At 51.8% G+C, this 24,724-nt stretch carries 20 protein-coding genes and 1 pseudogene; 15 read left to right on the top strand and 6 right to left on the bottom strand.

The genetic code is table 11. The features are described 5' to 3' along the window. Positions 1–9: 9 nt before the first annotated feature. From BUC02_RS09545 to BUC02_RS09535, 3 genes are all read left to right on the top strand, one after another. The gene (locus tag BUC02_RS09545; RefSeq protein WP_073321921.1) at positions 10–1,575 is read left to right on the top strand and encodes a peptide chain release factor 3; all 1,566 of its coding nucleotides are present in this window, start codon (positions 10–12) and stop codon (positions 1,573–1,575) included. A 290-nt stretch (positions 1,576–1,865) separates the two neighbouring features. Beyond that, on the top strand, positions 1,866–2,600 hold the full coding sequence (locus BUC02_RS09540) for a DsbA family protein (RefSeq protein ID WP_073321918.1): 735 nt from the start codon (positions 1,866–1,868) through the stop codon (positions 2,598–2,600). A gap of 114 nt (positions 2,601–2,714) precedes the next feature. Further along, positions 2,715–5,903 carry a carbohydrate binding domain-containing protein gene (locus tag BUC02_RS09535; RefSeq protein WP_073321916.1) on the top strand — a complete coding sequence of 1,063 codons (3,189 nt, stop codon included), beginning with the start codon at positions 2,715–2,717 and terminating at the stop codon, positions 5,901–5,903. Positions 5,904–6,310: 407 nt separating this feature from the next. On the opposite strand, the gene glgB is transcribed toward BUC02_RS09535, so the two are convergent. Continuing rightward, positions 6,311–8,527, bottom strand: a complete 2,217-nt coding sequence (gene glgB / locus BUC02_RS09530) for a 1,4-alpha-glucan branching protein GlgB (RefSeq protein ID WP_217653076.1) — start codon at positions 8,525–8,527, stop codon at positions 6,311–6,313. A 112-nt stretch (positions 8,528–8,639) separates the two neighbouring features. Between glgB and BUC02_RS09525 the strand changes: the two genes are divergently transcribed. Beyond that, positions 8,640–9,473, top strand: coding sequence for a pyridoxamine kinase (locus BUC02_RS09525; RefSeq protein ID WP_073054503.1), 834 nt, complete (start codon positions 8,640–8,642; stop codon positions 9,471–9,473). 6 nt (positions 9,474–9,479) lie between these two features. Then, positions 9,480–9,911 carry an acyl-CoA thioesterase gene (locus tag BUC02_RS09520; RefSeq protein ID WP_073321913.1) on the top strand — a complete coding sequence of 144 codons (432 nt, stop codon included), beginning with the start codon at positions 9,480–9,482 and terminating at the stop codon, positions 9,909–9,911. A 67-nt stretch (positions 9,912–9,978) separates the two neighbouring features. On the opposite strand, the gene BUC02_RS09515 is transcribed toward BUC02_RS09520, so the two are convergent. Then, the gene (locus BUC02_RS09515) at positions 9,979–11,412 is read right to left on the bottom strand and encodes an aldehyde dehydrogenase family protein (protein ID WP_073321910.1); all 1,434 of its coding nucleotides are present in this window, start codon (positions 11,410–11,412) and stop codon (positions 9,979–9,981) included. 143 nt (positions 11,413–11,555) lie between these two features. On the opposite strand from BUC02_RS09515, the gene BUC02_RS09510 reads away from it, so the two are divergent. The 5 genes from BUC02_RS09510 to BUC02_RS09490 all read left to right on the top strand — a co-directional run bounded on the left by BUC02_RS09510 (position 11,556) and on the right by BUC02_RS09490 (position 15,724). Then, positions 11,556–12,068, top strand: coding sequence for a gamma carbonic anhydrase family protein (locus BUC02_RS09510; protein WP_073321907.1), 513 nt, complete (start codon positions 11,556–11,558; stop codon positions 12,066–12,068). 65 nt (positions 12,069–12,133) lie between these two features. Continuing rightward, positions 12,134–13,096: a diacylglycerol/lipid kinase family protein gene (locus BUC02_RS09505; RefSeq protein WP_073321904.1), complete on the top strand. Its 963-nt coding sequence runs from the start codon at positions 12,134–12,136 to the stop codon at positions 13,094–13,096. Then, positions 13,096–14,163: a UDP-3-O-(3-hydroxymyristoyl)glucosamine N-acyltransferase gene (locus BUC02_RS09500; protein ID WP_073321901.1), complete on the top strand. Its 1,068-nt coding sequence runs from the start codon at positions 13,096–13,098 to the stop codon at positions 14,161–14,163. Before BUC02_RS09505 ends, BUC02_RS09500 begins: the two co-directional genes overlap by 1 nt. Positions 14,164–14,307: 144 nt before the next feature. After that, the gene (locus BUC02_RS09495; protein ID WP_073321899.1) at positions 14,308–15,264 is read left to right on the top strand and encodes a UDP-3-O-acyl-N-acetylglucosamine deacetylase; all 957 of its coding nucleotides are present in this window, start codon (positions 14,308–14,310) and stop codon (positions 15,262–15,264) included. Then, a complete protein-coding gene (locus tag BUC02_RS09490; RefSeq protein WP_233144358.1) occupies positions 15,233–15,724 on the top strand; it encodes a 3-hydroxyacyl-ACP dehydratase FabZ family protein in 492 nt (163 codons plus the stop codon). The genes BUC02_RS09495 and BUC02_RS09490 overlap by 32 nt, the downstream gene beginning before the upstream one ends. Before the next feature lie 258 nt (positions 15,725–15,982). Here the strand turns inward: BUC02_RS09490 and BUC02_RS16200 are convergent, their stop codons facing one another. Continuing rightward, positions 15,983–16,264, bottom strand: a complete 282-nt coding sequence (locus BUC02_RS16200; protein ID WP_073321896.1) for a hypothetical protein — start codon at positions 16,262–16,264, stop codon at positions 15,983–15,985. Positions 16,265–16,388: 124 nt separating this feature from the next. Between BUC02_RS16200 and BUC02_RS15695 the strand changes: the two genes are divergently transcribed. After that, the gene (locus BUC02_RS15695) at positions 16,389–17,207 is read left to right on the top strand and encodes an FISUMP domain-containing protein (RefSeq protein ID WP_073321893.1); all 819 of its coding nucleotides are present in this window, start codon (positions 16,389–16,391) and stop codon (positions 17,205–17,207) included. Positions 17,208–17,705: 498 nt separating this feature from the next. Here BUC02_RS15695 and BUC02_RS09475 read toward each other — a convergent pair whose 3' ends face one another. Beyond that, complete coding sequence (locus tag BUC02_RS09475) at positions 17,706–18,299, bottom strand: L-threonylcarbamoyladenylate synthase (protein WP_073321890.1); 594 nt, start codon at positions 18,297–18,299, stop codon at positions 17,706–17,708. A gap of 130 nt (positions 18,300–18,429) precedes the next feature. Between BUC02_RS09475 and gatB the strand changes: the two genes are divergently transcribed. From gatB to BUC02_RS09460, 3 genes are read left to right on the top strand one after another with little or no spacing between them, the layout of a single operon-like run. Then, positions 18,430–19,884: an Asp-tRNA(Asn)/Glu-tRNA(Gln) amidotransferase subunit GatB gene (gatB, locus tag BUC02_RS09470; protein ID WP_073321887.1), complete on the top strand. Its 1,455-nt coding sequence runs from the start codon at positions 18,430–18,432 to the stop codon at positions 19,882–19,884. Next, entirely contained in the window at positions 19,884–20,258 is a 375-nt protein-coding gene (locus BUC02_RS09465) for a hypothetical protein (RefSeq protein WP_073321884.1), read from the top strand. Before gatB ends, BUC02_RS09465 begins: the two co-directional genes overlap by 1 nt. Before the next feature lie 36 nt (positions 20,259–20,294). Continuing rightward, complete coding sequence (locus tag BUC02_RS09460) at positions 20,295–21,029, top strand: IMP cyclohydrolase (RefSeq protein WP_073321882.1); 735 nt, start codon at positions 20,295–20,297, stop codon at positions 21,027–21,029. 77 nt (positions 21,030–21,106) lie between these two features. On the opposite strand, the gene BUC02_RS09455 is transcribed toward BUC02_RS09460, so the two are convergent. Together BUC02_RS09455 and BUC02_RS09450 are read right to left on the bottom strand one after the other, a co-directional pair. After that, positions 21,107–22,498: a GntR family transcriptional regulator gene (locus BUC02_RS09455; RefSeq protein WP_073321879.1), complete on the bottom strand. Its 1,392-nt coding sequence runs from the start codon at positions 22,496–22,498 to the stop codon at positions 21,107–21,109. Between the two features lie 304 nt (positions 22,499–22,802). Further along, positions 22,803–23,861 (bottom strand): glycoside hydrolase family 16 protein, encoded by a 1,059-nt coding sequence (locus BUC02_RS09450; protein ID WP_371340991.1) that lies wholly within the window; start codon positions 23,859–23,861, stop codon positions 22,803–22,805. Positions 23,862–24,404: 543 nt separating this feature from the next. On the opposite strand from BUC02_RS09450, the pseudogene BUC02_RS15875 reads away from it, so the two are divergent. Next, positions 24,405–24,560, top strand: a pseudogene (locus BUC02_RS15875) (transposase); the annotation flags it as partial. Positions 24,561–24,724 lie beyond the last annotated feature (164 nt).

The raw sequence follows: 24,724 nt of genomic DNA, 5'->3' as shown, positions 1-24,724 counted from the left end.
TTTGGCGCCATGAATTCCGAAATCGAAAAACGCCGCACTTTTGCCATTGTCAGCCACCCTGACGCAGGTAAAACCACCATCACCGAAAAGTTCCTCTGGTACGGAAACGTCATCCGCGAAGCGGGTCACGTGCGCGCCAAGGCGAACCGCAGCTATACGGTGAGTGACTGGATGAAGATTGAACAGCAGCGTGGTATTTCGGTTTCGAGTTCCGTGCTGAATTTCCCGTTCGAAGGTTGCATGTTCAACCTGGTTGATACCCCGGGGCACCAGGACTTCTGCGAAGACACCTACCGCGCCCTCACCGCCGTGGATGCCGCCCTCGTGCTTATCGATAGCGTGAACGGTGTGGAAAAGCAGACCATCAAGCTCATGGATGTGTGCCGCATGCGCCATACGCCGATCATCACGTTCATCAACAAGATGGACTTGGATGGCCGCCACGTGCTCGACCTGCTCGACGAAATTGAAAGCATCTTGAAAATCAAGGTCGCCCCCTTTACGCTCCCCATTGGCGTGGGTAAGCTTTTCAAAGGCGTGTATTCCATTGCCGAAAACACCTTCCACACCTTCAATAAAGAAGAAGGCCATCAGGAAATCATCCAGATGGAAGGCCCCGACGATCCGCGCCTCGTAGAAATGTGCGGCGAAAACTGGGTCGCCCAGTTCAAGGAAGAATACGAGATGGTGACTGGTGCCATGGATCCGTTCGACCACGAAAAGTTCCTGAAGGGCGAAATGTGCCCCGTGTTCTTCGGTTCTGCGGTGAACAATTTCGGTGTGCGTCAGCTGTTGAACGCTTTTGCAAAGCTTGCGCCGCCCCCGATGGTTCGTGAGACCGACAAGCGCCCGGTGAGCCCCGACGAAGATGCCTTCAGCGCCTTCGTCTTCAAGATTCAAGCGAACATGGACCCCAAGCACCGCGACCGTACGGCATTCCTGCGTATTTGCTCGGGCAGCTTTACCCGTGGCGAAAAGGTTTACCACGTGCGCACAGGCCGCGAAATCCGCCTGGCCGCCCCGACCGCCTTCCTCGCGAAAGACAAGGAAGTTATCGACCACGCCTGGGCGGGCGATATCGTGGGCATCAACGACCCGGGACTGTTCCGCATCGGCGATACCTTGACCGACGGCGAAAAGATCAACTTTACCGGCATTCCGGATTTTGCTCCGGAACACTTCGCCCGCGTAACGCTTTTGAACCCGCTTAAGTCTAAACAGATGGCAAAGGGCCTTGCCGAACTGAGCGAAGAAGGTGCAACCCAGCTGTACGAACCGCTCAAGTCCGCTATCCCCGTGATTGGCGTGGTGGGCGAGTTGCAGTTTGACGTGCTCAAGTTCCGCCTGCAGAGCGAATACGGCGCCGATGTGTCGCTGGACCGCGTGCCCGCTCACGGAATCCGCTGGGTGTCTGGCCCCGAAGCCGATGTCGCCAAGTTCGTCGAAGAATACGCCATGGACTGCATGATGGATAAGGAACGCAACCTCGTTTGCCTGTTCCCCAACGAATACCGCTTGAACCTTGCCATCAAGAACTACGAAAAGCTGACATTCGCGGCTACCTCGCAAGGGTAGGGTCGCTTCGCGACAGTTGGTAGAACTTAGACCGCTTCGCTCTTAGAGCTTAGTGGAATAACACTAAGCTCTAAATTCTAAGTTTTAAGCTCTAAGTTCTCAGATCTTAGGGTTGATTTTTCTTTACATTTTCCGTTGACGATTTAACTTAAAGTTTCTAGTAACTTATCTAAGTTCTAAGTTCTAAGTTCTGCTAACTGCCAACTGCCAACTAATAACTTTTTATATATTTCCCTTACACAGGCGAGTATTGTGCTTGCCCAGATTTTTTAACATCAAAAAGGAAAAACATGAAACGTCTCCCCATTGTTGCTCTCGCAGTATGTTTCGCTGGTCTCGTTGCCTGCAATCAGGCTTCCGCCGGCGGTTCGTTCAACCAGCAGGCCAGGCTTGACAACCTCGAAAAGGATTTCAAGCAGGTCAAGGAAGAATTCGAAATCATCAAGTACGCTCTCGACAAGCGTGGCATCTCCCTGGAACAGGCCCGCGCCGAAATGGAAGCGGACAACAAGGTCTGGGACATTCCCGACGAAGACAGCCCGGTCTTTGGCAACACCAAGAACCCGAAGCTCACGATTGTTGAATTCACTGAATTCCAGTGCCCGTACTGCTCCCGCATCGCTCCGGTCATGAAGGAACTCAACGAAAAGTATCCGGACAAGATCAAGTTCGTGTACAAGCACTTCCCGCTCAGCTTCCACTCCAACGCCCGCTCTGCAGCAGCCTCTTCTATCGCAGCACACAAGCAGGGCAAGTTCTGGGAATACCGCTACGCCCTCGCTCCGCATAGCCGCGAACTCGGTGATTCCATCTATGTCGAAGTGGCCAAGCAGATTGGCTTGAACGTTGAACAGTTCAAGAAGGACATGGTTCTCGATTCTGCCATGAATGCCCGTATCGACAAGGACTTCCAGCTCGGTACCGAAGTCGGCGTGCAGGGTACTCCTAACTTCTACATCAACGGCAAGCGTCAGGACCGTTTCAGCCCGGAACTGGTTGAAAAGCTCCTGAAGGAAGCCAAGTAATTACTTAAGCGGTTCAATCTGTAAACGCGACTTTAAGTCGCGTGCTCCCTTTTTGAACGCGAAAATTTTAATTTCAAAATCAAACTAAAAAACACAAAAAAAGGACACGATCATATGATGAAGCGTACATTGACTGCCGCTACCGTCGCCCTTCTCGGCTTCGGTGTCACGGCTACAATGGCTCAGCCGAAAGCTCCGCGTGTAGTTCCTTACAAGTTCTTCGACGAACAGTATCGTCCGGGGGGCTTTGACTACGCTTACGGCGGCAAGAGCAAAGGTATCACCATTACTAAGGACGGCGGCTACAAGTCTAAGGCAGCCTTGAACATCAAGCTCGACCCGAGCGAATATTCGGGTGCTTCTGTTTGCTTGTACAACGAAACCTTCGACCTCAATAAGTTCATGCTCGACTCCAAGCTCGAATTCATGATCAAGGGTAAGAAGGGTGGCGAAGCCGTTAAGGTCGGCCTTTTGGACGAAGAAGTTTCTGACGGCAAGAAGACTCAGGTCGTTCTCCCGATGAACAAGTACATCCAGGGCGGTGCCGTGACGACGGATTGGAAGAAGGTTTCCATTCCTCTCGTGGACTTCCCGGACCGTGGCTTGTACTGGGACAACACCCGTAAGTCTGAATTCCCGGCCCGTATCGACTGGGACAAGATTGCAGAAATCCGCTTCTCTATCGACAAGAGCGGCGCATCTGACTTTGAAATCTGGGTCGACAACATCGAAATCGTGAAGGGCAACAAGAAGGCCGCTCCGAAGAAGAAGGTTGTCTACTGGGATGAAAACAACGACGTCATTGACGGCCCGAAGAACCCCGAAAAGCTCGACGGCAAGGCTAAGCCTGTCAAGAACGGTACGTTCTACGATAACCAGCTCAAGGGCTTCAGCTACAGCTACGGTGGTCTCTCTGCCCAGCGCGAAGCTGATTCCAAGACTCAGGGCAACCCGAACGTGCTCGCCCTGTACATCGATAACAACGACTGGTCCGGCGTGACCTACTCTCTTGGCGAAGGCAAGTTCATTGACCTCTCCAAGGTGCGTAACAAGGGTGGTCTCTACTTCTGGATCAAGGGTAAGCTCGGTGGCGAAAAGGTCTACGTGGGTATCCTCGACAACCAGGGTAACGACATCAAGAGCCAGACCAAGATCAGCCTGAACGACTGGATCGAAGGCTCTAAGGTCAGCAAGGACTGGAAGCTCGTCAAGATTCCTCTGAAGAAGTTCGGCGACAAGGGTAAGGCTTGGGACGCTAACAAGCAGGCCGAAGTTGCCAAGGACGTGCAGTGGAACAAGATTCAGGAAATCCGTTTCTCTGTGGGCAAGGGTGAAAACCAGGGCGAACCGGGCAAGCCGGCTCCTGTGACCATCTTTGTGGACCAGATTACCTTCACCGAAAATATCGACTGGGTTGACCCGGATATCAAGTGGGATAACTGGAAGTCCAAGGCTCCGGATGTCGTGATTTCTGACTTCGAAGGCAAGTTCGCCAAGGACAAGTGGGAACCGTCTTTCGGTCCGAAGTCCAAGGCCGAAATCGAAATGCCGTACAAGAGCTCCAAGCTCGACGGCAACAGCCTTTACATCAAGCACTTCGAAATGTCCGACTGGGTGGACTTCGTTCTTGACTTCACCAAGAACACTGCCGCTCACGACGCCAAGCAGCGTGACTGGACGAACCACTGGGGCATCATGTTCGACGTTTACTCCGAACGTGCATGGCAGTCCATTACGGTTCAGATCGGCGACGCCGGAAACGAACTCTTCGTTTCCAACACCGGTGTACCTCGCGGTCGCACCACGGTGATCGTGCCGTTCCGCACCTTCTCCAAGTTCCCGTACTACCAGCCGCCTAACGCCAAGGAAAACGGTCAGTTCGACCTCAAGGGCGTTGTCTCTCTCGACTTCAAACCGGGTGGAGAAGGCTCTAACGGTAGCTTCGAAATTGACAACATCAAGCTCACCAACCAGAAGGAAGTCAAGGCTGCAGCCCGTCCGGCTCTCGTGAAGGTTGAAGTCAAGGGTACCGGCGACGTGATCAACCCGAACATTTCGGGCGGTCTCTTCGGTATCAACGCTGCCCTTTGGGATGGCGACATGCTCGACAATCCGAAGTTCAAGGTTCAGACTGCTGAATACGCCAAGCGCATCAACCACGGCATCATCCGTTACCCGGGTGGTCTCCGTGCCGATGACGACCACTGGAAGGAAATCCTCGACAACCACGACTGGATGGTCGATACCGACGAATTCCTCGCCTGGTTGAAGAAGACCGGTTCTAACGCCATGTTCACCGTGAACTTCGGTTCCGGCACCGAACAGGAAGCCGCTGCTTGGGTGAAGCACACGAACATCGACAAGAAGGCCGGCATCGTTTACTGGGAAATCGGTAACGAAGTCTATGGTAACTGGCACCCGTACTATGAAAAGTATGGTAAGGACGGCGGTACCATTTATGGTAAGCGCGCCCGTAAGTTCATCGAAGCCATGAAGAAGGTTGACCCGACCATTAAGGTGGCCGTGCTCGGCGTGCTCGATGGCCAGTGGAACGACAACGTGCTCAAGGAAACCGGCGACATTGCCGACGGTCTCATTGTTCACCACTATCCGCAGCACTTCGGTGAAGAAAACGACTTCGCCCTCCTCTCTGCTCCGCAGGACCTCGTTCCTATCTACAGCCGTCTCCATAAGGTTGTGGACAAGTGGACCAGCCACTTCAAGAAGGACAAGAAGATCGAACTCTGGCTCACCGAATGGAACTCCGTGGACTTCAACCCGGGTCCGCAGACCATCGCTCTCGAAAACGGTCTGTTCGTTGCTGACTACCTCGCTATGCTTGCCACCGAAAACGTGGACAACGCACAGTACTGGGATATCCACAACGACATCACTCCGGAAGGCGGTGACTACGGTTACCTGACCCGTTCTGCAGAAGAATGCATGAACTGCCCGCGTCCGAGCTATTGGGCATTCCAGATGGCTTCTGACGCTCTCCGCGGCAAGCTCCTCAAGACCGAAATTACCGGTGACAAGGAATCGCTCATCACGACCTACTACACCGAAAACGGCAAGAAGAAGAGCCTCCTCGTGATCAACAAGAGCCCGTACAGCGACTACGAACTCAAGTTGAACATTCCGGGCTTCAAGGGCAAGGCCACTGTCCAGACTCTCGACCGCAGCACCGAAAAGCTGAAGGAAGGCTGGGCAAACGATCCGTCCAAGAAGGCCAAGAAGGGTGTTGACGTGAGCAAGCCGATCAAGGTTGGCAAGCGCACCGTCACCCTCATCACGGTGGAATAATTCTCGCTTAAATGCGAAAAAAGGGGCCGCAGCAATGCGGCCCTTTTTGTATTTGTGTGGGAGTTCTAAGCTGTTGAAAATCTCTACGTACAGGCTAATTCACGTTTTAGTTTTCTTTTGGCCTGTACATTTATGTCAAGAAGAGAATGTTTTGGTGTCTTGTACAGGCTTAATTAAGCGACTTATTGCGTTTAGCCTGTACATTTTGTACAAATTATTGATAAAAAAGAGCTTTGAAGCGTCTTTGTACAGGCTAAACTCATTCATAAATGATATCTGGCCGGTACAACGTGTTTGTAGACAAAGTAATTTTTTAGAAAAAAGCAAAAAAATACAGGCTAAATCGACTTGAATTCTCGTTTTAGCCTGTACAAATCTTTTTTTTCTGAGCTTTCTGGGCTTGAAACCTATCTTTCCAAGCGGAAGTACACTGCTGCAAGCGGCGGGAGCTTGATATTCAGGCTCCACTGGCGGTTCTGCCACGGAATGTCCTGCGTCCAGACTTCGCCGAAGTTACCCACGTTAGAGCCGCCGAACATGCTTGCATCGGTGTTGAAGATTTCCTTCCACTTGCCGCGAGTCGGAGCGCCCAGGCGGTAGTCGTTGCGGACCACCGGCGTGAAGTTGAACACGCACAGAATCTGGTTTCCGTGGTCGTCCTTGCGCACAAAGCTCACGATGGAATTGTCGGCGTCGTCGCACCAGATCCATTCGAAACCGGTGTAGTAGTGGTCGATTTCCCAGAACGGGGCGTTTTCCTTGTACAGGTGGTTCAGAACTTTCATCATCTGCAGGAGCTTGCCGTGGCTATCCCAGCTGATGAGGTGCCAGTCAAGCGAACGCTTCTCGTTCCATTCGCGGAACTGCCCGAACTCGTTGCCCATGAAGTTGAGTTTCTTGCCCGGGTGCGCATACTGGAAAGCGTAGGTGAGGCGGAGGTTTGCAAACTTCTGCCAGTTATCGCCAGGCATCTTGCCGAGCATAGAGCCCTTGCCGTGCACCACTTCGTCGTGGCTGAACACCTGGATGAAGTTTTCGCTGTAAGCGTACACCATGCTGAAGGTCAGCTGGTTGTGGTGGTACTTGCGGTGAATCGGTTCGTGCTGAATGTAGCTGAGGAAGTCGTTCATCCAGCCCATGTTCCACTTGTAGTGGAAGCCGAGGCCGCCCTGTTCAGGCGGGCGCGTAATGCTGGGGAAGCTGGTAGATTCTTCGGCAATCAAAATCGCATGCGGAGTGAGTCGACCCATGATGCTGTTCAGGTGCTTCAGGAATTCGAGCGTGTCGTAGTTGATGTTGCCGCCGTCCTTGTTCGGCACCCACTGGCCGGGGCCCTTACCGTAGTCGAGGTAAAGCATCGAGGCCACGGCGTCAACGCGCAGGCCGTCGCAGTGGAATTCCTTGAGCCAGTACATGGCGTTAGCGATCAAGAAGTTCTTGACTTCGTTACGGCCTAGGTTAAAGATGTAGGTGCCCCAGTGCGGGTGTTCGCCCTGGCGCGGGTCGGCATGTTCGTAACAGGCGGTGCCGTCGAAACGTCCGAGAGCGTGGGCATCTTTGGGGAAGTGGGCCGGAACCCAGTCCACAATCACGCCGATTTCGTTCTGGTGGCAAAGGTCCACAAAATGCCTGAACTGGTCCGGTGTGCCGTAGCGGCTCGTGGGGGAGTAGTAACCGGTCACCTGGTAGCCCCAAGATTCATCGAGCGGGTGTTCGGCGAGCGGCAAAAATTCCACGTGGGTGTAGCCCATTTCCTTGAGGTACGGAATCAAGGTTTCGGCAAGTTCGTCCCAGTTCAAGAAGCGGTCCGGATTGGCGGGGTCGCGGCGCCAGGAACCGGCGTGGACTTCGTAAATGTTCATGGGCGAACCGAAGACCTTGGTTGCCCAATGCGTAGACATGTAAAGGTCGTCGCCCCATTCGTAGCCGTCGAGGTGCGTGGTGATGGAGGCTGTTGCCGGGCGGACTTCGCTGAGTTTTGCGAGCGGGTCCACTTTAACGTGCAGGTTGCCGTCGGCACCGTGAATTTCGAAGCGGTAGAGTTCGCCTTCGCCAATGTTCGGAATAAAGATTTCCCAAATGCCAGTGGAGCCGAGCATGCGCATCTGGTGGCGGCGGCCGTCCCAGCTGTTAAAGCTACCGACCACGGAAACGGCGTGGGCGTTCGGAGCCCAGACGGCAAAATGCACGCCCTTAAAGCCCTGGTGTTCAACAAGGTTTGCGCCCAGCTTGCGATAAAGCTCGTAGTGCGTGCCGCTCGAAATCAAGTGGCGGTCAAAGTCGCTAAGTACAGGGAGGAATGCATACGGGTCGGTGAGCGTGTATTCGTTGCCGTCGTCCTGCTTGATAATCAGGTTGTAAAAGAACGGTTCGTATTCCTTGTCGAGAATCGCTTCGAAGAATCCCGTGTTGCCAAGTTTCATGAAGTCGAACTCGAACTCGCCGTCGCAAGATTCACCTCGAATAAAGCTAGCTTGCGGCTGGTATGCGCGAATCACCGTTTTGACGCCGCGGTCCGTATTCAGCGGATGCAAACCTAAAATCGAGAACGGGTCTTTGGTATTGAAATCCCAAATGGCACGCATGTCTTCTGACGTAAGGCTCGTAAAATCATTCCATTCCATACAAAACTCCTGTAATTGGTCCAGACCAAGGAGGACCCAAAACACCTTGTTGTAATGTCGTAAATATAACTTAATCAAAAAAAAGGGGGCTTTGCAATTCTATATTTGGGGCATGTACAGGCGAGTCCTTACGATTCAAGATATTTCGTGCTTTGGACAGTGCTCCCTCACGGTGGCGCTGCCGATTATTTCTGCGTGCGGTGTAGAGACGGCTGTGTTGCCGTCGGCGATTCTTTCGACCCATACGGGCGGCTTTACAGGCTGGACATTCCAGGACTTGACTAAAGAAATGTTGCCGATTAGCGAACACTGGCGCGTGGCTGATATCCGCTTCGATGCGTTCTATACCGGTTATCTGGGTTCAATCGAGCAAATTAACATGGTCAAGCACATCATGGACACGAACGGTGTCGATGGTGCGATTCGGGTAGTCGACCCTGCCATGGCCGACAACGGGGCGCTTTACCCCGGCTTCAATATGGAATTTGTCGATGCCATGAAGGATTTGTGCGCCCATGCCGATGTCTTGCTCCCGAACATGACCGAAGCTTGCATGCTCACGGATACGGAGTACAGCGAAAATATTGACCGCGAAACGGTCGAACTGCTTTGCAAAAAACTCTGCGAACTGGGCACCAAGTCGGTGGTGCTGACTGGTGTCGGATTCCGTCCGGATTATACGGGTGTCATGCTTTACGACGGCAAGGAATTCAATTACTACGAGCACAAGAAAATTACCAAGGGCTTTAACGGCACAGGCGACTGCTATGCCTCGGCTTTTGTAGGAGCCATGCTCCGCGGTCGTCCTATGGTCGATGCAGCCCGAATTGCGGCGGACTTTGTGCTGGAATGCATCGAAAAGACTTATGAAGACAAGTCTCACTGGTATGGAGTCAAGTTTGAACTTGCGCTCCCGAACTTGATCAAGAATTTAGCAGACGAGTAGGTATTTATGGCGATTGCGATGGAAGAAACGGTTGACCCGATGCAATTTACGCAGGTGTTCAAGGTGACGCCCGAAATGATTGACGACAATCATCATTTCAATAACGTATGGTCGGTGCAGTGGATTCAGGACATTGCCATTGCTCATTCGGAGCAGGTGGGCGGCACAGCCTTGATGCGTGAACTGGGTGCCGGCTGGATGATTCACGTGCAGCACGTGGAATACAAGAACCAGGCGTTCCTCGGCGACGAAATCCGTGGCACCACGTGGGTCGCCGCCTACGGTAAAGTGGCAAGCTTGCGCAAGTGCCGCTTTGAACGCGTCTCTGACGGCAAGGTGATTTTTGAATCGGAAACCCAGTGGGTGCTTGTCGACATGAAACGCGGCCGCCCCATGGCTATTTCCGACGAAATGAAGCGCCTGTACGTCGGTCACTAGACCGTGCTTAATGTGAAATGTGGAATGAGGAATGTGAAATGATTCATCACTCATCACACATTACACATTATAATATTTTCTTGACCAAATTCTGAATTCTTGCACGCAGTTTTTTTTCGTTTTCTTTATGGTACGGCGGGTAAAGGAACGTCATGGTGTCTAATGCGCCTTGTCGCATTACATTGCGTTCGTGGCTAAAAGTCTTGAAGCCATAAATTCCGTGGTAATTGCCGGTGCCGCTCATGCCGACTCCGCCAAAAGGAACCGACAGATTTTCGATTTGCAAAATGCAGTGGTTCACGCAAGTAGAGCCCGAGGTCGTGCTGGCGATGACTTCGTTGATTTTCGCTTCGGACTTTCCGAAAATATAAAGCGCGAGCGGCTTCGGGCGGTTCTGCACGAATTGAATCGCCTCGTCGAGATTTTCGTAGGCAATTATCGGGAGAATCGGTCCGAAAATTTCGGATTCCATAATGCGCATGTCGGCGGTGATTCCCGTGAGTACGGTTGCGGGCGTGTAGCGGTTTTCGATGTCTTCGGGGCTGAATTGCGCGCCCATGACTGCGCTTGCTCCGTTATCCAAGGCGTCTTTGATGAGCGCTTGATGGCGCTCGACGGTGCGGCTTTCAACGATGTGTACAAAAATCTCGGAGTTCCGGCGGGCGTCTTCGGTTTCGCCGTACATTTTCTTTATGTTGTCTGCAACGGCTTCGGCCAGCGGTTGCATTAAACGTTGCGGGCAAAGCATGTAGTCGGGAGCGATGCAGGTTTGGCCTGCGTTCAGGCACTTGCCCCAGGCGATTTTCTTTGCGGCATCCTTGATGTTCACGTCATCCAGAACGATTGCCGGCGATTTTCCGCCGAGTTCAAGCGTGACTCCGGCGTGAATTTTTGCCGCTTGTTCTGCCACATGGGCACCTACGTTCGGGCTTCCGGTAAAGAACACATGATCGAAGGGGAGGGCGAGCAACTGGTCGCCAATTTCGGCACCTGCGCCCTGCACAACGGCGACTTCGTTTTGCGGGAAAGCTTCTTTAATAATTGATTCCAGGACTTCGGCAACATGCGGCGACTTGTGGCTCGGCTTTGCTATCACCACATTGCCGGCAGCGACGGCTGCGACGACCGGCGAAATAAAAAGCAAGAACGGGTAATTCCACGGTGCCATAATCAGCACGCGGCCCTTGGGTTCAAAATGGCTCACGCTTGAATTCAGCGGGAACAGAAGACTAAAGTTACCGTCTTTATCTTCGACCCAATCGGGCAAGTGGTTCACGGTGTGGTCGATTTCTTGCAGGGCAGGGTAGACTTCGGTAAGCCAGGCTTCGGTTTTCGGCTTGTGGAAATCGGTCCATACGGCATCATAAAATTCCTGCTGTCGGGCCACAATGACCTTGCGGAGTTTAACCAACTTGGCGATTCGTTCCTTCACGCTTGACTGTGCAATTTTCCAGCGGTTTTCACCCTGCGCATCAAATATGTTTTGTAAGAAATCTGACATGTGGAACAATATAATTTTTACTCATACGTCTTAGGCCTAAAGTCGCTTGATTTATACCATTGTAGCGAGTCAAATGATTCTATCCATAAAAAAAACTGTCTACTTCCTACTGTCTACTGCCTACTTTTTTATAAATTGTAATTATGGCTAGTTTGATTGAATACAAAGGTAAAAAGCCCGTTCTTGGCGAACGCGTGTTTATCGCGGAAGGTGCCAAAGTCATTGGCGATGTAGAAATTGGCGACGATTCGTCCGTTTTTTACAATACGGTTATCCGTGCAGACCTCGCCGAAATTCGCATTGGCAAGCGAACCAATATCCAGGATAATGTGACCGTGCATCTTTCGACAGGAGTCGGCGTGCATGTGGGCGACGACGTGACCGTGGGCCATAATGCCATTTTGCATGCTTGCGATGTTGACGACCACGTGTTGATTGGCATGGGTGCAATCCTCATGGACGGCGTACACATCAAGTCGAACAGCGTGGTGGCAGCCGGTGCCGTGGTGACGCAAAACAAGGAATTCCCGGAACGCAGCTTGATTGTGGGTGCTCCGGCCCATGTGGTGCGTGAACTGACCGAAGACGAAATCCGCAAATTCCACGAAAATGCGGAGCATTATTTGGCAATTAAAGAAGAGTTGAGAAACTCTTAACGCTTTTTTGCTACAAAAAACTTTGCTTTAGACCTGATTCTTTATATAATTATATTTTAGCTGTGATGTATAAGTTTGTCTTTCTCATTAATCCGATTAGTGGCGGCGGCCAGGGCAAGGTGATTCACCAGTATTTGCCCGAAATCATGTCTTCTTTGAATTATACGGAAGACCAATGGAAGGCTGAATTTACCAATATCGATGGGTTAGACAATCAGATCAGGGACGCTCTTGCCAATACCGAAAAACTGGTGGCCGTCGGTGGCGATGGCACCGTGTCTTCTGTCCTTTCGGTCATGGTCTCTTCGGAATACGCGAAGTCCGTAAAAATCGGCCTGATCCCGCTGGGTACTGGCAACGACCTTGCGCGCGTGCTGAACCTTTACAAGCCCTATGTAGACAAGGGACTCTTGTTCCTGGTGCGTCGCTTGCTGCAAGCCAAGGCGCGCCCTTTCGATATCTGGAAGGTGAACGGGAAACTTGCCTTTGCGAACTATTTTTCGGGCGGTATCGATGCCCGAATCGCTCACGACTTTAACCGCGCCCGCGCCAACGGCGAATTCAATTCGAATTCTGTGCTGGTGAACAAACTGCATTACGTGAAGAGTTTCTTTGCGGACCGCTCTTACCATCTTAAAAAGGGTAAGCTTTCGTTTGTAGATGCCGAGGGCCGCAGCTGGCAAAAAATTCTGGACGGCCACCGCACCGTGATTGTCGGCAACATTCCGAGCTTTGCGAGCGGAGCCAATCCCTTCTACAAGTCGGATATGGCCGATGGTCTACTTGAAATCGTATGCGTGCCGAACATGTTCAGGTTCTTGCTGGCTATTGCGGTCGGGAACTTGCCTGTCATCGGGAATCTAGTCAAGAAGTATTTTATCAAGACCCGCAAGGCCAGGTCGCTTAAGTTAGAATTTGCCGAAGACGAATTTTTGCAGCTCGATGGCGAAGACTTGAGCGGTAAACTTGGCGGCCATGTAGACATTGACTTTGCCTGCAAGGTGCAGATTATGGCGCTGGGGGAATAATGTTCTCCGTTTGCTGTGCCGAAGTCCTTGAATTTTTACGCAATACAGAATCGATGGAATGTAACGTCTTGCGCGAGTCGCCAGAGGTTACTTTAACAGGCTTTGCTGCACTGACACAGGCTCGCGAAAACGACGTGAGTTTCTGGGTGGGTCGCGTCGAGAGTGTGACGCATGCAAACGGTCCTTCGAACGATGATTTGAAAAAGACGGCTGCCGGCCTCTTGTTTGTGCCTTCTGCAGCGGTGCAATCGGGCGAGGTTTCGTTCGCCGAGATTTTCCCGAACGCAAAGAACATTGTCGCCGTCAAAGAACCTTACCATGCCATGGTCAAGTTCCTGGAACGTTTCGAGGGCAATGGCTTTAATGACAATATGGAATCGGGCGTGCATTTTGACCGCGACTACATGGGCGTGGACTATGGCGAAACCGGCCCGTGGATTCACCCGACGGCAGTTGTGGAAGGCTTTGTCGACGAAGGTTGCTTTGTCGGGCCCGGCTGCGTGGTAATGCGAGGTGCAAGTGTCGGGCGAGGCTGCCGCCTGGAATCGAACGTGACCATTTACCCGAATGTCATCGTGGGCGAGGGTTGCATTTTTCAGGCAGGCGTCGTGGTCGGTAGCCGCGGGTTCGGATTTTACGAGCACGAAGGTGAACGACGTATGGTGCCGCATTTTGCGGGCGTCCGCATTGGGAATCGTTGTAGCTTTGGTGCGAATACGGTCGTGGCGGCCGGATTCATTTCGCCGACGACCATCGGCGACAATTGCCACTTGGATTCCATGGTGCAGATTGCTCACAACTGCGTTTTAGGCAACAACATTTACATGGCCTCGCAGACGGCGCTCGGCGGCACGACGATTCTCGAAGACGGCGTACAGTTCGCGGGCGGAGCCAAGGCGGCGGGGCACTTGACCGTGGGCAAGAATGCGATTGTGACCGCGAAAGCGGGCGTGACCAAGAGTGTTCCCGCTGGCAAGACCGTTGCTGGGTTCCCGGCGATTGACATCGAAATCTGGCGTCGTCAAATGGTCGAACTCCGCATGATGGCGAAAAAAAAATTGAAGTAGACAGTGATTAGGGATGTGTAATGTGAAGTGTGTGATGAGAGATTATTTATTTCACATTTCTCATTTGTCATTACACATTTCACATTGCATCTGTGTCATCCTAATCGAAAGCTAGGGTCTCTTATTTTATATTTGTAGCTCGTAATGAGTAATGTGTGTGAATTTAAATCCCCCAGCTTAAGCTTTGGTTCGACATCGGTTTCTGTCGAGCCGCTGGAAAAGGATCCGCAGAAGGTTCCTTTTGTGGCGTGGTATGTGGGCGAAAAGCTTTTTTATCGCAGCGACGCGTGTCATTGTTTTGAAGAACTTGAATTTTTTGCGAAACGTACCGCCGGTTATAGGTTGAAGGACTCGGCGGATTCTGCGGCGGGGGAGCCTTCGCTGCAGTTGCTTTCGCCGGAGCATTTGGCACCCGTGTTCCTGATGTGGCCGCACCGGCGCTTTAACGTGCGACTCTCTGATGCGGCCAAGCCCGAAGTCCCGATGATGGACGGTTCTGCGATTCCGTTTTTCTGCGAAATGCGAAAAATCTGCGGAGCGCCCGAAGAACTCGTCTTTTACGATGCCCCTGTTCATGCCGAGTGGAACTTGCATGCCGTCGGAACGTCATTGCGAGGAGCCGAAGGCGACGCGGCAATCCACGGCCATGTCCGCATTACGCCGGCGGAAACTTTCGAAGTCGAATACGTGCTCGATCGCAATGTGGCCCGCGACGGTTACGACCTGAAGTCGGCGGCGTCCGTCTCCATTTATTCGCCCGAGAACTTGTACCAAATTTTCATGGCGCGCACCTTCATTCACCAGGTGGAACTGGAGCGCGCCCGTGCGGCAGGGCTCCTCGCCGGAGTCGATGAATCTTGCGGACTCCTGCTCGCAGCGGGGGATTGCGCGGCTCAAAACAGCGCCTGTTCGCCCAAATTCCGCATCGCAAACGAACCTGCGATGCATAAAATACTAGATTTGATTGGAGACCTGAGTTTTATCTGTCCGGCCCTTCCGAGGGTCAGAATCGAAATCACCAACGGTGGGCATGTGTCCCACCATCAAATCATGGAGAAAATCATTCCTTATGTCAATGCTGGAATCTTTACCCAAGTCTAACGTCGATGGAATCCTCTACGATGCCGAAGTCGTCCACAGCGTGCTTCCGCAGAAGGCCCCGTTTGCCTTTGTCGATGAAATCCTCTCCCTCGATGCTGAAAACATGGAAATCGTTGCCAAGTGGCACTTGACCGGCGAAGAAGGTTTTCTCAAGGGACATTTCCCGGGCAATCCGGTGCTCCCCGGCGTGATTCAGATTGAATCCATGGCCCAGGCCGCCACGCTCCTCACCATGATCGGTCGCGAAGCCGAAACTACGGGCAAGCGCCCGGCATTCATGGGGGTCGAAAACTGCCGTTTCCGCGCTCCGGTGATCCCGAAGGCCGAAATTGTCCTGAAGGCCAAGCTCATCATGGCCCGCCACGGCATTTACAAGTACAGCGGCGAACTCCTGACCGTCGATGCCGAAGGCAAGGAAACCCTCTGCACCAAGGCCGACTTCAGCGCCGCTATGGTGTAATTATTTAATGCCCTCTCTGTCTTCCCGGCGTAAGCCGGGCGGACAGCACTTAGCACTTTTAGTGCTTAGTGCGCATGGCCACCAAGGTGGGATCTCCATTGATGTCAGCTAAGGATTGCTTTATTGTCACACTGATTGTACAGTCACTACGTTCCTGTACCAAATGTTCGCCTCGGTCATGCCAAAGCAAGCTTTGTCGCGACGCTCGGCTTGCACATTTGTCGAAATCATTATTACATTTGGCAAAAACGATTGTGGTTACTGGAGGTCTTCTGTGAAATATTTTGCTGCGTTGTTGCTTTCTGCTGTTTTGTTCGTCGCCTGTGGCGATGATGACAGCAGCAGCTTCGTTGAACCGGAAAAGGAATCTTCGTCTAGCGAAATCCTGAGCAGCGGCGACGGGACCAGTGACGGCAATGGAGACAAATCCAGCAGCAGCGTCTCGTCCTCATCGACGAACAGTTCGTCTTCTGCGAAATCGAGCTCCAGCGTAAATTCGTCGGCTGGAGGCAGCAGCGCAAAATCTTCAAGTTCCGGCAAGAATACGAGCGCATCGAGTAGTGCGGGGGAGTCTTCCAGCTCCTTGTCTAAAAAGTATCAGTGCCTAGCTGAATGTACGGAAGACTGTGAGGGGGAAACTTATTGGATTGGGACCGATCATCAAATGATTTGCCATGGAGGGCAATGGCTTAATCTTGATTCCATGGAGAATGCAAATAGGTCTAGTAGCAGCCGCTATTATGACATGACGGAACAGTTTAATCCGGACGTGGAGTACGGCGAATTCACTGACCCGCGCGATGGACAGAAATATAAAACTATTACGATTGACTATAAATACCACATGCGTGGAGTTGATTCTGTTACCATTTTTGCTGAGAATTTGAATTATGGTGAGAAGGTTTCGGGCGGTACTGTGCAAGAGAATGGGGCCAAGTATTGCTATGATGATGATTCCTGGTACTGCGAGAATGGCTGGGGAGGCCTTTATACTTGGAGTAATGCGATGGGATTCCCCGCTGTATGCGACAGCGTCTCCATTGCTTCAGAGAAATGCCCGAATAAATTCGATTATAGCAATAAAAATGAAAAATTTGACGGAGATCCCTATTTTCTCCAACATCAGGGAATATGCCCAGAGGGGTGGCATATAATGAATGAGGATATATGGGTCATTTTGGCTGAAACAAGTGGCGGAAGTTCTTCACTGACTTATGAAATGGGCTCGAAAGTTGCCTACTTCGGCAGTAAAAATAAGTACGGAATGTCAATATTGCCTGTCGGGTATTGGGAACATACACCAAGTGGAGAGGAACATTTTACCAATATAACGCAGCAGACTCTTTTCTGGCTTCCTGAACAGGACGGAGATGAAGTCGAAAAGGCTCATCATGTAAATATTATGAGTCGTGATATGACGCGAGGTAATTCTCGCTCTAAGTATAAATTTGCTCATTCCATCCGTTGCGTGAAGAACTACTAATTATAACAAGATTTTAAACAAATTAACAATGCCTTTTGCGAAAAGGCTATAGGGGTTATATGTCTAAGAAGAAAAGCGACGGCGAATGCCTGGCCGCTAAGCGAACATTCCGGAACGGCCATGTGAGCCGAAAAGCCCCATGCGTTAAGCTGGGGCTGTGGCGAGAGTGAGGCGAAATCGACTATTCTTTTTTGCGATAGAGCCGAACGGTCTTGATGGCGTGCGGTGCAGGCAGAGACGGAGCGTTCCTTTTTCATGCATCAAAGGAGATCCCGCACCGAGTGCGGGAAGACATCTAGAGTGGCATGCCCAAAGGCGGAGGAAAGTAAATCGGCGAGCTCACTTTCTGGAGCCGTGGGCTTTGCTGCTGGGGCGTTGCAGGGTGTCCCCGCTAGAGAGGGTGGAGAGCAACGAAGTGCGAACCAGGGAGAAACTTCTCCCTATTCATGCATCAAAGGAGGTGCCGGGTCAAGCCCGGCATGACAGCGGGCCGGAGCGTTACGGATCAAGCAACTCGCCACGAATCACTTCGACTTGATCCCCAATCAAACTGATAATGTTGGTCGGGTTTATTTCTATGGGGCCGCAGTCGACCATCATATCAACGGAATGCTCGAAGGTTTTCCAGATATCGTCGGGCTCGTACATGTCTTCTTCGGTGAGCTTGGCGGCCGTGCTCAGAATCGGCTTGTCGAAATGCTGGAAAAGTTCCTTGAAGAACGGGTGCGTCGGCATTCTCACGCCGATTTCGGGGCGCTTGACATCCAGGCGGCGGGCGATGTGCGGGTCAGCCGGCAGAATGAAGGTGTACGGCCCAGGCACGCGAGGCTTCATAATGTTGAATGCAAAGTTGTCTACACGGGCGTAGTCGGTCGCCTTGCGAATGTCCGGAATGATGAGCGCCATGAAGAATTTCTTCATCGGCTTCTTGAGGGCATAAAGCTTGTGGATGGCCTTGGGCGATTCGGCGTTGCAGCCAATCGCGTAACCAGATTCAGTGGGGTAGAGAACAAGACCGTCGTCTTCGAGGGCGGCTGCGGCAAGCTTCACGATTCTCGCTTGCGGATTTACAGGGTGAACTTCAAAACGCATATTAAAAATTTAGAATAATAGTTCTTTTTTTACAAGATTGTTATTATCCTAACCACAAACCACTGTTTACAGCCTACTTCCTACTTCCTACTTTTTCTATCTTTTCAGCGTAAAAATTATCGGAGATATCATGTCCAACTATTGTCCTGTTATCGGTCTTGAAATCCATTGTCAGCTCGCAACTAAAACCAAGATGTTCTGCGGCTGCGAAATCGAAGTGAATACGACCCCGAACAAGCACGTGTGCCCCGTTTGCCTCGGTATGCCGGGTGCCATGCCCGTGCCGAACAAGAAGGCGGTGGAATACGCCATTCGCTTAGGGCTAGCCCTGAACTGCGAAATCGACCTGAACGCGATGTGGACCCGCAAGAACTACTTCTACCCGGACCTGCCGAAGGGCTACCAGATTACCCAGACGGGCGGACTTCCGGTGTACGACCACCCGATTTGCAAGAACGGCTGGCTCGAGATTGTCAAGGAAGACGGCACCAAGAAGCGCGTGGGCATTACCCGTATCCACATGGAAGAAGACGCCGGTAAGCTCATCCACGACATGAGCCCGACCGAATCCCACTTTGACGCGAACCGTTGCGGCACCCCGCTCTGCGAAATCGTGACCGAACCGGATATCCGTAGCCCCGAAGAAGCCGTGCTCGTGCTGAAGAAGATCAAGCAGACGCTCGAATACACGCGCGTTTCCAACGCCAACATGGAAAACGGCAACATGCGCTGCGACGGCAATATCTCGCTCCGTGCTAGCGAAGACGCTCCGTTCGGTATCCGCGCCGAAATCAAGAACCTGAACAGCTTTACGAACCTCGAAAAGGCCCTGTACTGCGAAATGAACTTGCAAGCCTCGACCCTCGATGCCGGTAAGGAAGTGGAACAGTGCACCAAGCGTTACGACCCCAATGCGGACAAGACCATCGTCATCCGCTCTAAGGAAGACGCCCACGACTACAAGTACTTCCCGGAACCGGACATGGTCCGCCTCGTGACCGACCCTGCCTTCGTGGAAGAAATCCGCCGCACGCTTCCGGAACTGCCGGATGCCCGCCGCAAGCGCTTCATGGACGACTTCGGTGTTTCCGAATACGATGCCATGGTGCTGACCGAAGACCGCGACGTGAGCGAATGGTACGATACCGCCGCGAAGAACTGCAAGAACGGCAAGATGCTCGCCAACTGGGTGATTACCGAACTCCTCGCTAAGGTGAAGGAACTGGAAGGCGGCCTCAGCGCCCTCAAGATCAAGCCCGAAGACCTCTGCAAGCTCGTGAACCTCATTGCCGACAATACCATCAACGGTAAGATTGCAAAGACGGTCTTCGCCGAGATGTTCGAAACTGGCAAGGATCCCGAAGCCATCGTGAAGGAAAAGGGCCTTGTGCAGGTGACCGACACCGCTGCCATCGAAGAAGTCGTTAAACAGGTCTGTGCCGAAAACGCTGCCCAGTTCGCCGAATTCAAGGCAGGTAAGGTTGCTTTGAAGGGCTTCCTCGTGGGTATGACCATGCGCAAGTCCGGCGGCAAGGCCAACCCGGGCCTCGTGAACCAGATCCTCGACAAGCTCGCGAAGGAATAATGGATAATTCGGAGTTCGGATTTCGGAATTCGGAATTGATAACAAGGTCGCTGAGCTCGCCGAAGCGCCTTGTTTTTGCTGTTCTCCTCGCCCTATTTCTTGCGATTCCTGCGGTTGCTGCAGACAAGCTCGACAAGTACGACAGCGCCTATGTCAGTACGCTGAACATGACCGACGAAGAAGCGGCGGAACTCTATGGCATTGACTCGACCAAGCTGAATCAGGGTCCGACGCTCCAGGAACTCAATGAAGAAAATCCGACCTACGTTAAGCGCGAATACAACCATCGCCAGCAAGTCATTGTCGGCAGCGTCGTGATGCTCTGTGTCGCTGTTGCGATGGTCTTAATGAACAATTACAATCCGAAGCGATAAAATTTCCCAATCACCAACCACTATTTACTAATCACTATGTCCTACACAGACGAAGCAAAACAGAATTTCAAGGCCCTCTCCAATAACCCTTATCCCGGTCGTGGCATTGTCCTCGGCGAAAGCGCCGACGGCAAGTCCTACGTGCAGGTCTACTGGATTATGGGCCGCAGCGTCAACAGCCGCAACCGCGTGTTCGAAATCGAACCGAAGACCGGCTTCATGAAGACGAAGGCCTTCGATGAATCCAAGCTCACCGACCCGCACCTGATTATCTACTACCCGGCCCGCCACACGGCCGACGTGCAGATCATCACCAACGGTGACCAGACCGATACGATTTATAACGCCATCAAGCTCGGCGGCTCCTTCGAAAGCGCTCTCGCTACGCGCCAGTACGAAGACGACGCCCCGAACTTCACGCCGCGCATCTCGGGCATCCATTACAAGAACGCCCAGCCTGCTGTGTACAAGCTCTCCATTCTCAAGAGCCGCAACAACAGCGAAGAAGCCGGCTGCGAACGCATGACGTTTGAATACGAAAAGGCTCTGCCGGGTCTCGGTCACTTCATCAGCACTTACGAAACCGACGGCAGCCCGATTCCGTCTTTCAACGGCTTTCCGAAACTGATGCCGATTTTTGACAACGCCGAAGACACGCTCAAAAAGTACTGGGCCGCCCTCGACAAGGACAACAAGGTGTCGCTCATGGTCAAGTGGATTGACAAGAAGACCTTCAAGGCCAAGACCCTGATTGTCAATAAGAATAAGTAAAGTAGCAAGGCGAAAATCGCAAACAAGGCTACAGTAGACTGTCAACCACTTACTGTCTACTTCCTACTATTTACTATTTACTTCTCCACCACGTTCCCGAGGATGTGGTGGATTTTTTTGATACCATCGAAGGCCGAGGGGCTGCTGATGTAGTAGAAAATTTGCTCCACGAGCGCGTCGGTATTGAAGTCGTAAGACGGAATGCGCAGCAGGTAGCTTTCCATGGAGTTGTCGAAGGCGATGTAGGTCGGCCCGATGTTTGGCTGCGGGATTTCCATGTTGTTTTCTTCGGCCATTTCCATGAAGATTCCCGCGACTTCGTCGTTTACGCAAATCCAGGGCATGTTGTTGCCGTTTGCCGCCTGGAATTCAAGGGCGCGCTCGGCGAGCGTCTTGAGTTTTTCCTTTTCTAGGCTGCGTGCCATGATTTCTACGGAGAGCTTTTCGACTTTCTTGCGGGCAATTTGTTTGTAATCCCAGGGGCTAGCAAATTCGGCGTCCACGTAGGGGTGTACCACCAGACCCGATTCTTCGAGGCCGGTCAAGCGGTCCTTGGACCAGGAACTGTTGTGGTACGGAGAAAAATACCCGACTTCGGTGACTCCGAGGCCCAGCAGGTAGCGGCCGATTTCTTTGCCGGGGTTCTTGCCGAAGGTGGAGTTGAAGAATATCCAGTTGTCCTTGCGCAAAAAACTCTTGGGCACGGCATCGATGGGGTGTTCCCACCATACGGCCACGGGGAACTTGGCGTCGGCGAAAAACGTCAGAAGCGGCCTGAAGTTCTGCACCAGGAGCGTCGAAAGTACTGCCCCCACAGCGTTCGGATGTTCCGAAAGTTTGCAGGGTTTGCCGCTGCGGTCAATGAGTTTGCCCGTGGCGTCGTTAATGCCGAACAGGGTGAGTTTGTAATGGTTTTTACCGGCTGTCTTGTAAACGAGGCGCAAAAAATCCAGTTCGCGTTCGCTTTCGGCGCTGAATCCGCCCCAGCTGTTGCATCGCGTCACGAAAATGAGTTCGCTGAGGGGAGCCTCGTCTCTTTGCTGCTGCTTGCGGTAAAAGACATACTGGCGGCCTTCCTTTTTCAGGATTCCGCGTGCGACCTTTTCTTCTAGGAACTTGCGGAGCGTGCCCTGCGAAACATTGTAGCGGGCAGAAAGTTCTTTTGAAAGCGGTAGCGGTTGTGAAGGCTTAATAAATCCTTGCGCAAAGTCGCGTTCGAATGCCTTGGACAGCTTTTCCGAAACCGTCTCGTGCACGTACGGAACCATGTTCTTCAGCGGGGTATTTCCCCAAAAACAGCCTTTTCCCTGAATTTTGCAAATTTTTCCGGCGGATTCCAATTCAGAAAGCGCCGCCTGAACAGTGCCAGACGATGCTCCGAAACTCTTGATCATCGAACGAACCGACGGCAATCTGTCGCCATCGTTCAAGTTCATATCGAGCAAAGCCTTGATAATCCGCTGTTTCATGTTGGAAAAGTAATAAATTTACGGCGAATTTGCGGTCTGTGTGAGCCCAAAGCGGCTCGGCGAAAGCGAGCCGTGTTGGCGACCTTTGGACACTTGGCCTTTTATACGACTCTTAGTGCTTTAGCACTTAGTGGAGTTATGCCCTTTGGGTAAGGCCTTAGTGTACATGGCCACCTTTAGGTGGGAGCGAGGCGACGTCACATTTTGATGTACGCAATAGAGCCGAGCAGTCTCTAAACAAAAGACCTGCGCAGGGGAGGTTCCTGCGCAGGTCGGGGTTGTTTGGGGGTTGGATGAATGGTTTCTAGAAATTGAAGTCAACCTGATAGTTGGCCTTGTTGTTCGGGTTCACGCGAGCGCCCTTAGCGTTGACCGTTCCGCGGATTTCCTTGTTCTGGAGCTTGGCGCGCTTCTGGAGAATGCCAGTTTCCTGTTCGCTGCTGGAACTGGGCGGAGTGAACTGGCTGCTGGAACTTGGCGTAACGCTAGAAGAAGAGGCCACGCTCGAGGAACTCGGGGTAACGCTGCTCGAAGACTGGGGATTTTGGCCCTGGCCATTGAATTCTGCATCGCCTGCAGCATCCTGGGGAACCTGGCCGTTGAAGTTTTCCTGACCCTTGCGGGTGAGGGCCAAAATCAGCATGCCGTTCCTGGAATAGATGTTCTTGTCGGTGAGATCTACGCGGTTGCCTTCGAAGGTCCAATCGCCCTTGCCCCAACGGGAGCCGTCAAAATTCTCAAAGTTGTCCGTCCAGTCGAGCGTAAAGTCGCTACCGCCCTGGCCCTGGCCCGGAGTGTACTTATAAACCTTGACCCAGTTGATGAACTGGAAAAGCGGAAGTTTGGATTCGTCAAACTGGCCGACCCAAGCAGCACTTTCGGAAGACCAGAGGTTAAAGCGCAAGCCCTGCGTTCCCTTGAGGTCGTTTACCTGGCCGCCTTCGGTCTTGCGGACTTCGACTCCATCGACAGTCCAACGGACATAATTAGGAGTCCATTCGAGGCCGTAGGTATGGAATGCCTGGTCTGCAGCCGGATTTACGGCATGATGCTTTTCGCTTGTTTTCTGTGCACCGGCCTTGCCGGTAATGATGTTAGATTGGAAACTGCCCGGGTTTTTACCCAAAACTTCGATATCAACTTCCACCCAGGGGCGTCCGTCTGCAATTTCAGAACCGTTCTGGTAGAGGAACATGGAGCTGACAGTACCGGAGGCTGCAGCCATCTTCATACGGGCTTCAAACTTACCATATTCAACTTCTTTCAGAGTGTAGAGTTCTGCGCCAGAATATGCTTTGTTTTGTGCCATGGTTGCTACCGCCGCGATTGCGAGAACGGAAAGAGTCGTTTTAAGATGCATCATGCCTCCAATTAACACATCCTCATCACCAATAATGAATTTATAAAGAAAATGCAGACGTTACAACGCCTGCAGATGTCAAAACATTACAAGTGTATCGATAGAATTGTGCGAAATAGGAAAAAAACAGTCTTCACCACGATAAATGTCTTTCGCTTTATTTGCTTCGCTCTCTACTCAGAAAAAAAAGACGGTAAAACAGCCGGGGCCTAAGTGTCTGATTATTTCCCTTGATTTCTATAAGTTATTTAAATCAAGTCTATCATTTATTACGAGGCTGTCTATCTCATGGTTAATTTGTAGCTGAGGCATTTTGTTTTGTTTGTTGTCAGAATTGCTAGGGGGAAGAGGCATTTTGGTATTGTGATATGTCTGATAATCCCTTCCTTCTTGCACTAATCTAGTTCGATTAGCCGCATTTCCGATTCCATTAGATGCATTGCATCCGCGTGGATCCTGACATGCGCAACTAACAAGAAAAATGACTATAAAGCAAATGAAGTAATTCATGTTATAATTCTACTACTATACCAAAGCCGAATGGGAATCAAGAAGAGGACAAAAGTCGTAGGCGTCTTCCCGAATCCAGAATCGTGCGAGAGGCTCATCGGCTCGCTATTGATGGAACAACACGAGGAATGGATGGAAGAAAAAGCTTACTTAACCGAGAAGGAAATGGAAAAATCTGCTTTTTGTGCATGAATTTACAGAAAAAGACTTGCCTAATCTTAACACTAGGATCGTTCGTGAATTCTTTTAGGTCTTCTAACTTATTTATTGGAGTCATTGTGACTCCATTATCTGTTGATGAGTTTACAGATACTTGAATTCCTCCTTGGAATGGAAATGAAAGTTTGCATCTACAA

The organism is Fibrobacter sp. UWOV1, from assembly GCF_900142495.1.
Taxonomy (GTDB): domain Bacteria; phylum Fibrobacterota; class Fibrobacteria; order Fibrobacterales; family Fibrobacteraceae; genus Fibrobacter.
Note: the sequence above shows the minus strand (reverse complement) of the source record. Positions and strands in the feature narration are given on the sequence as shown.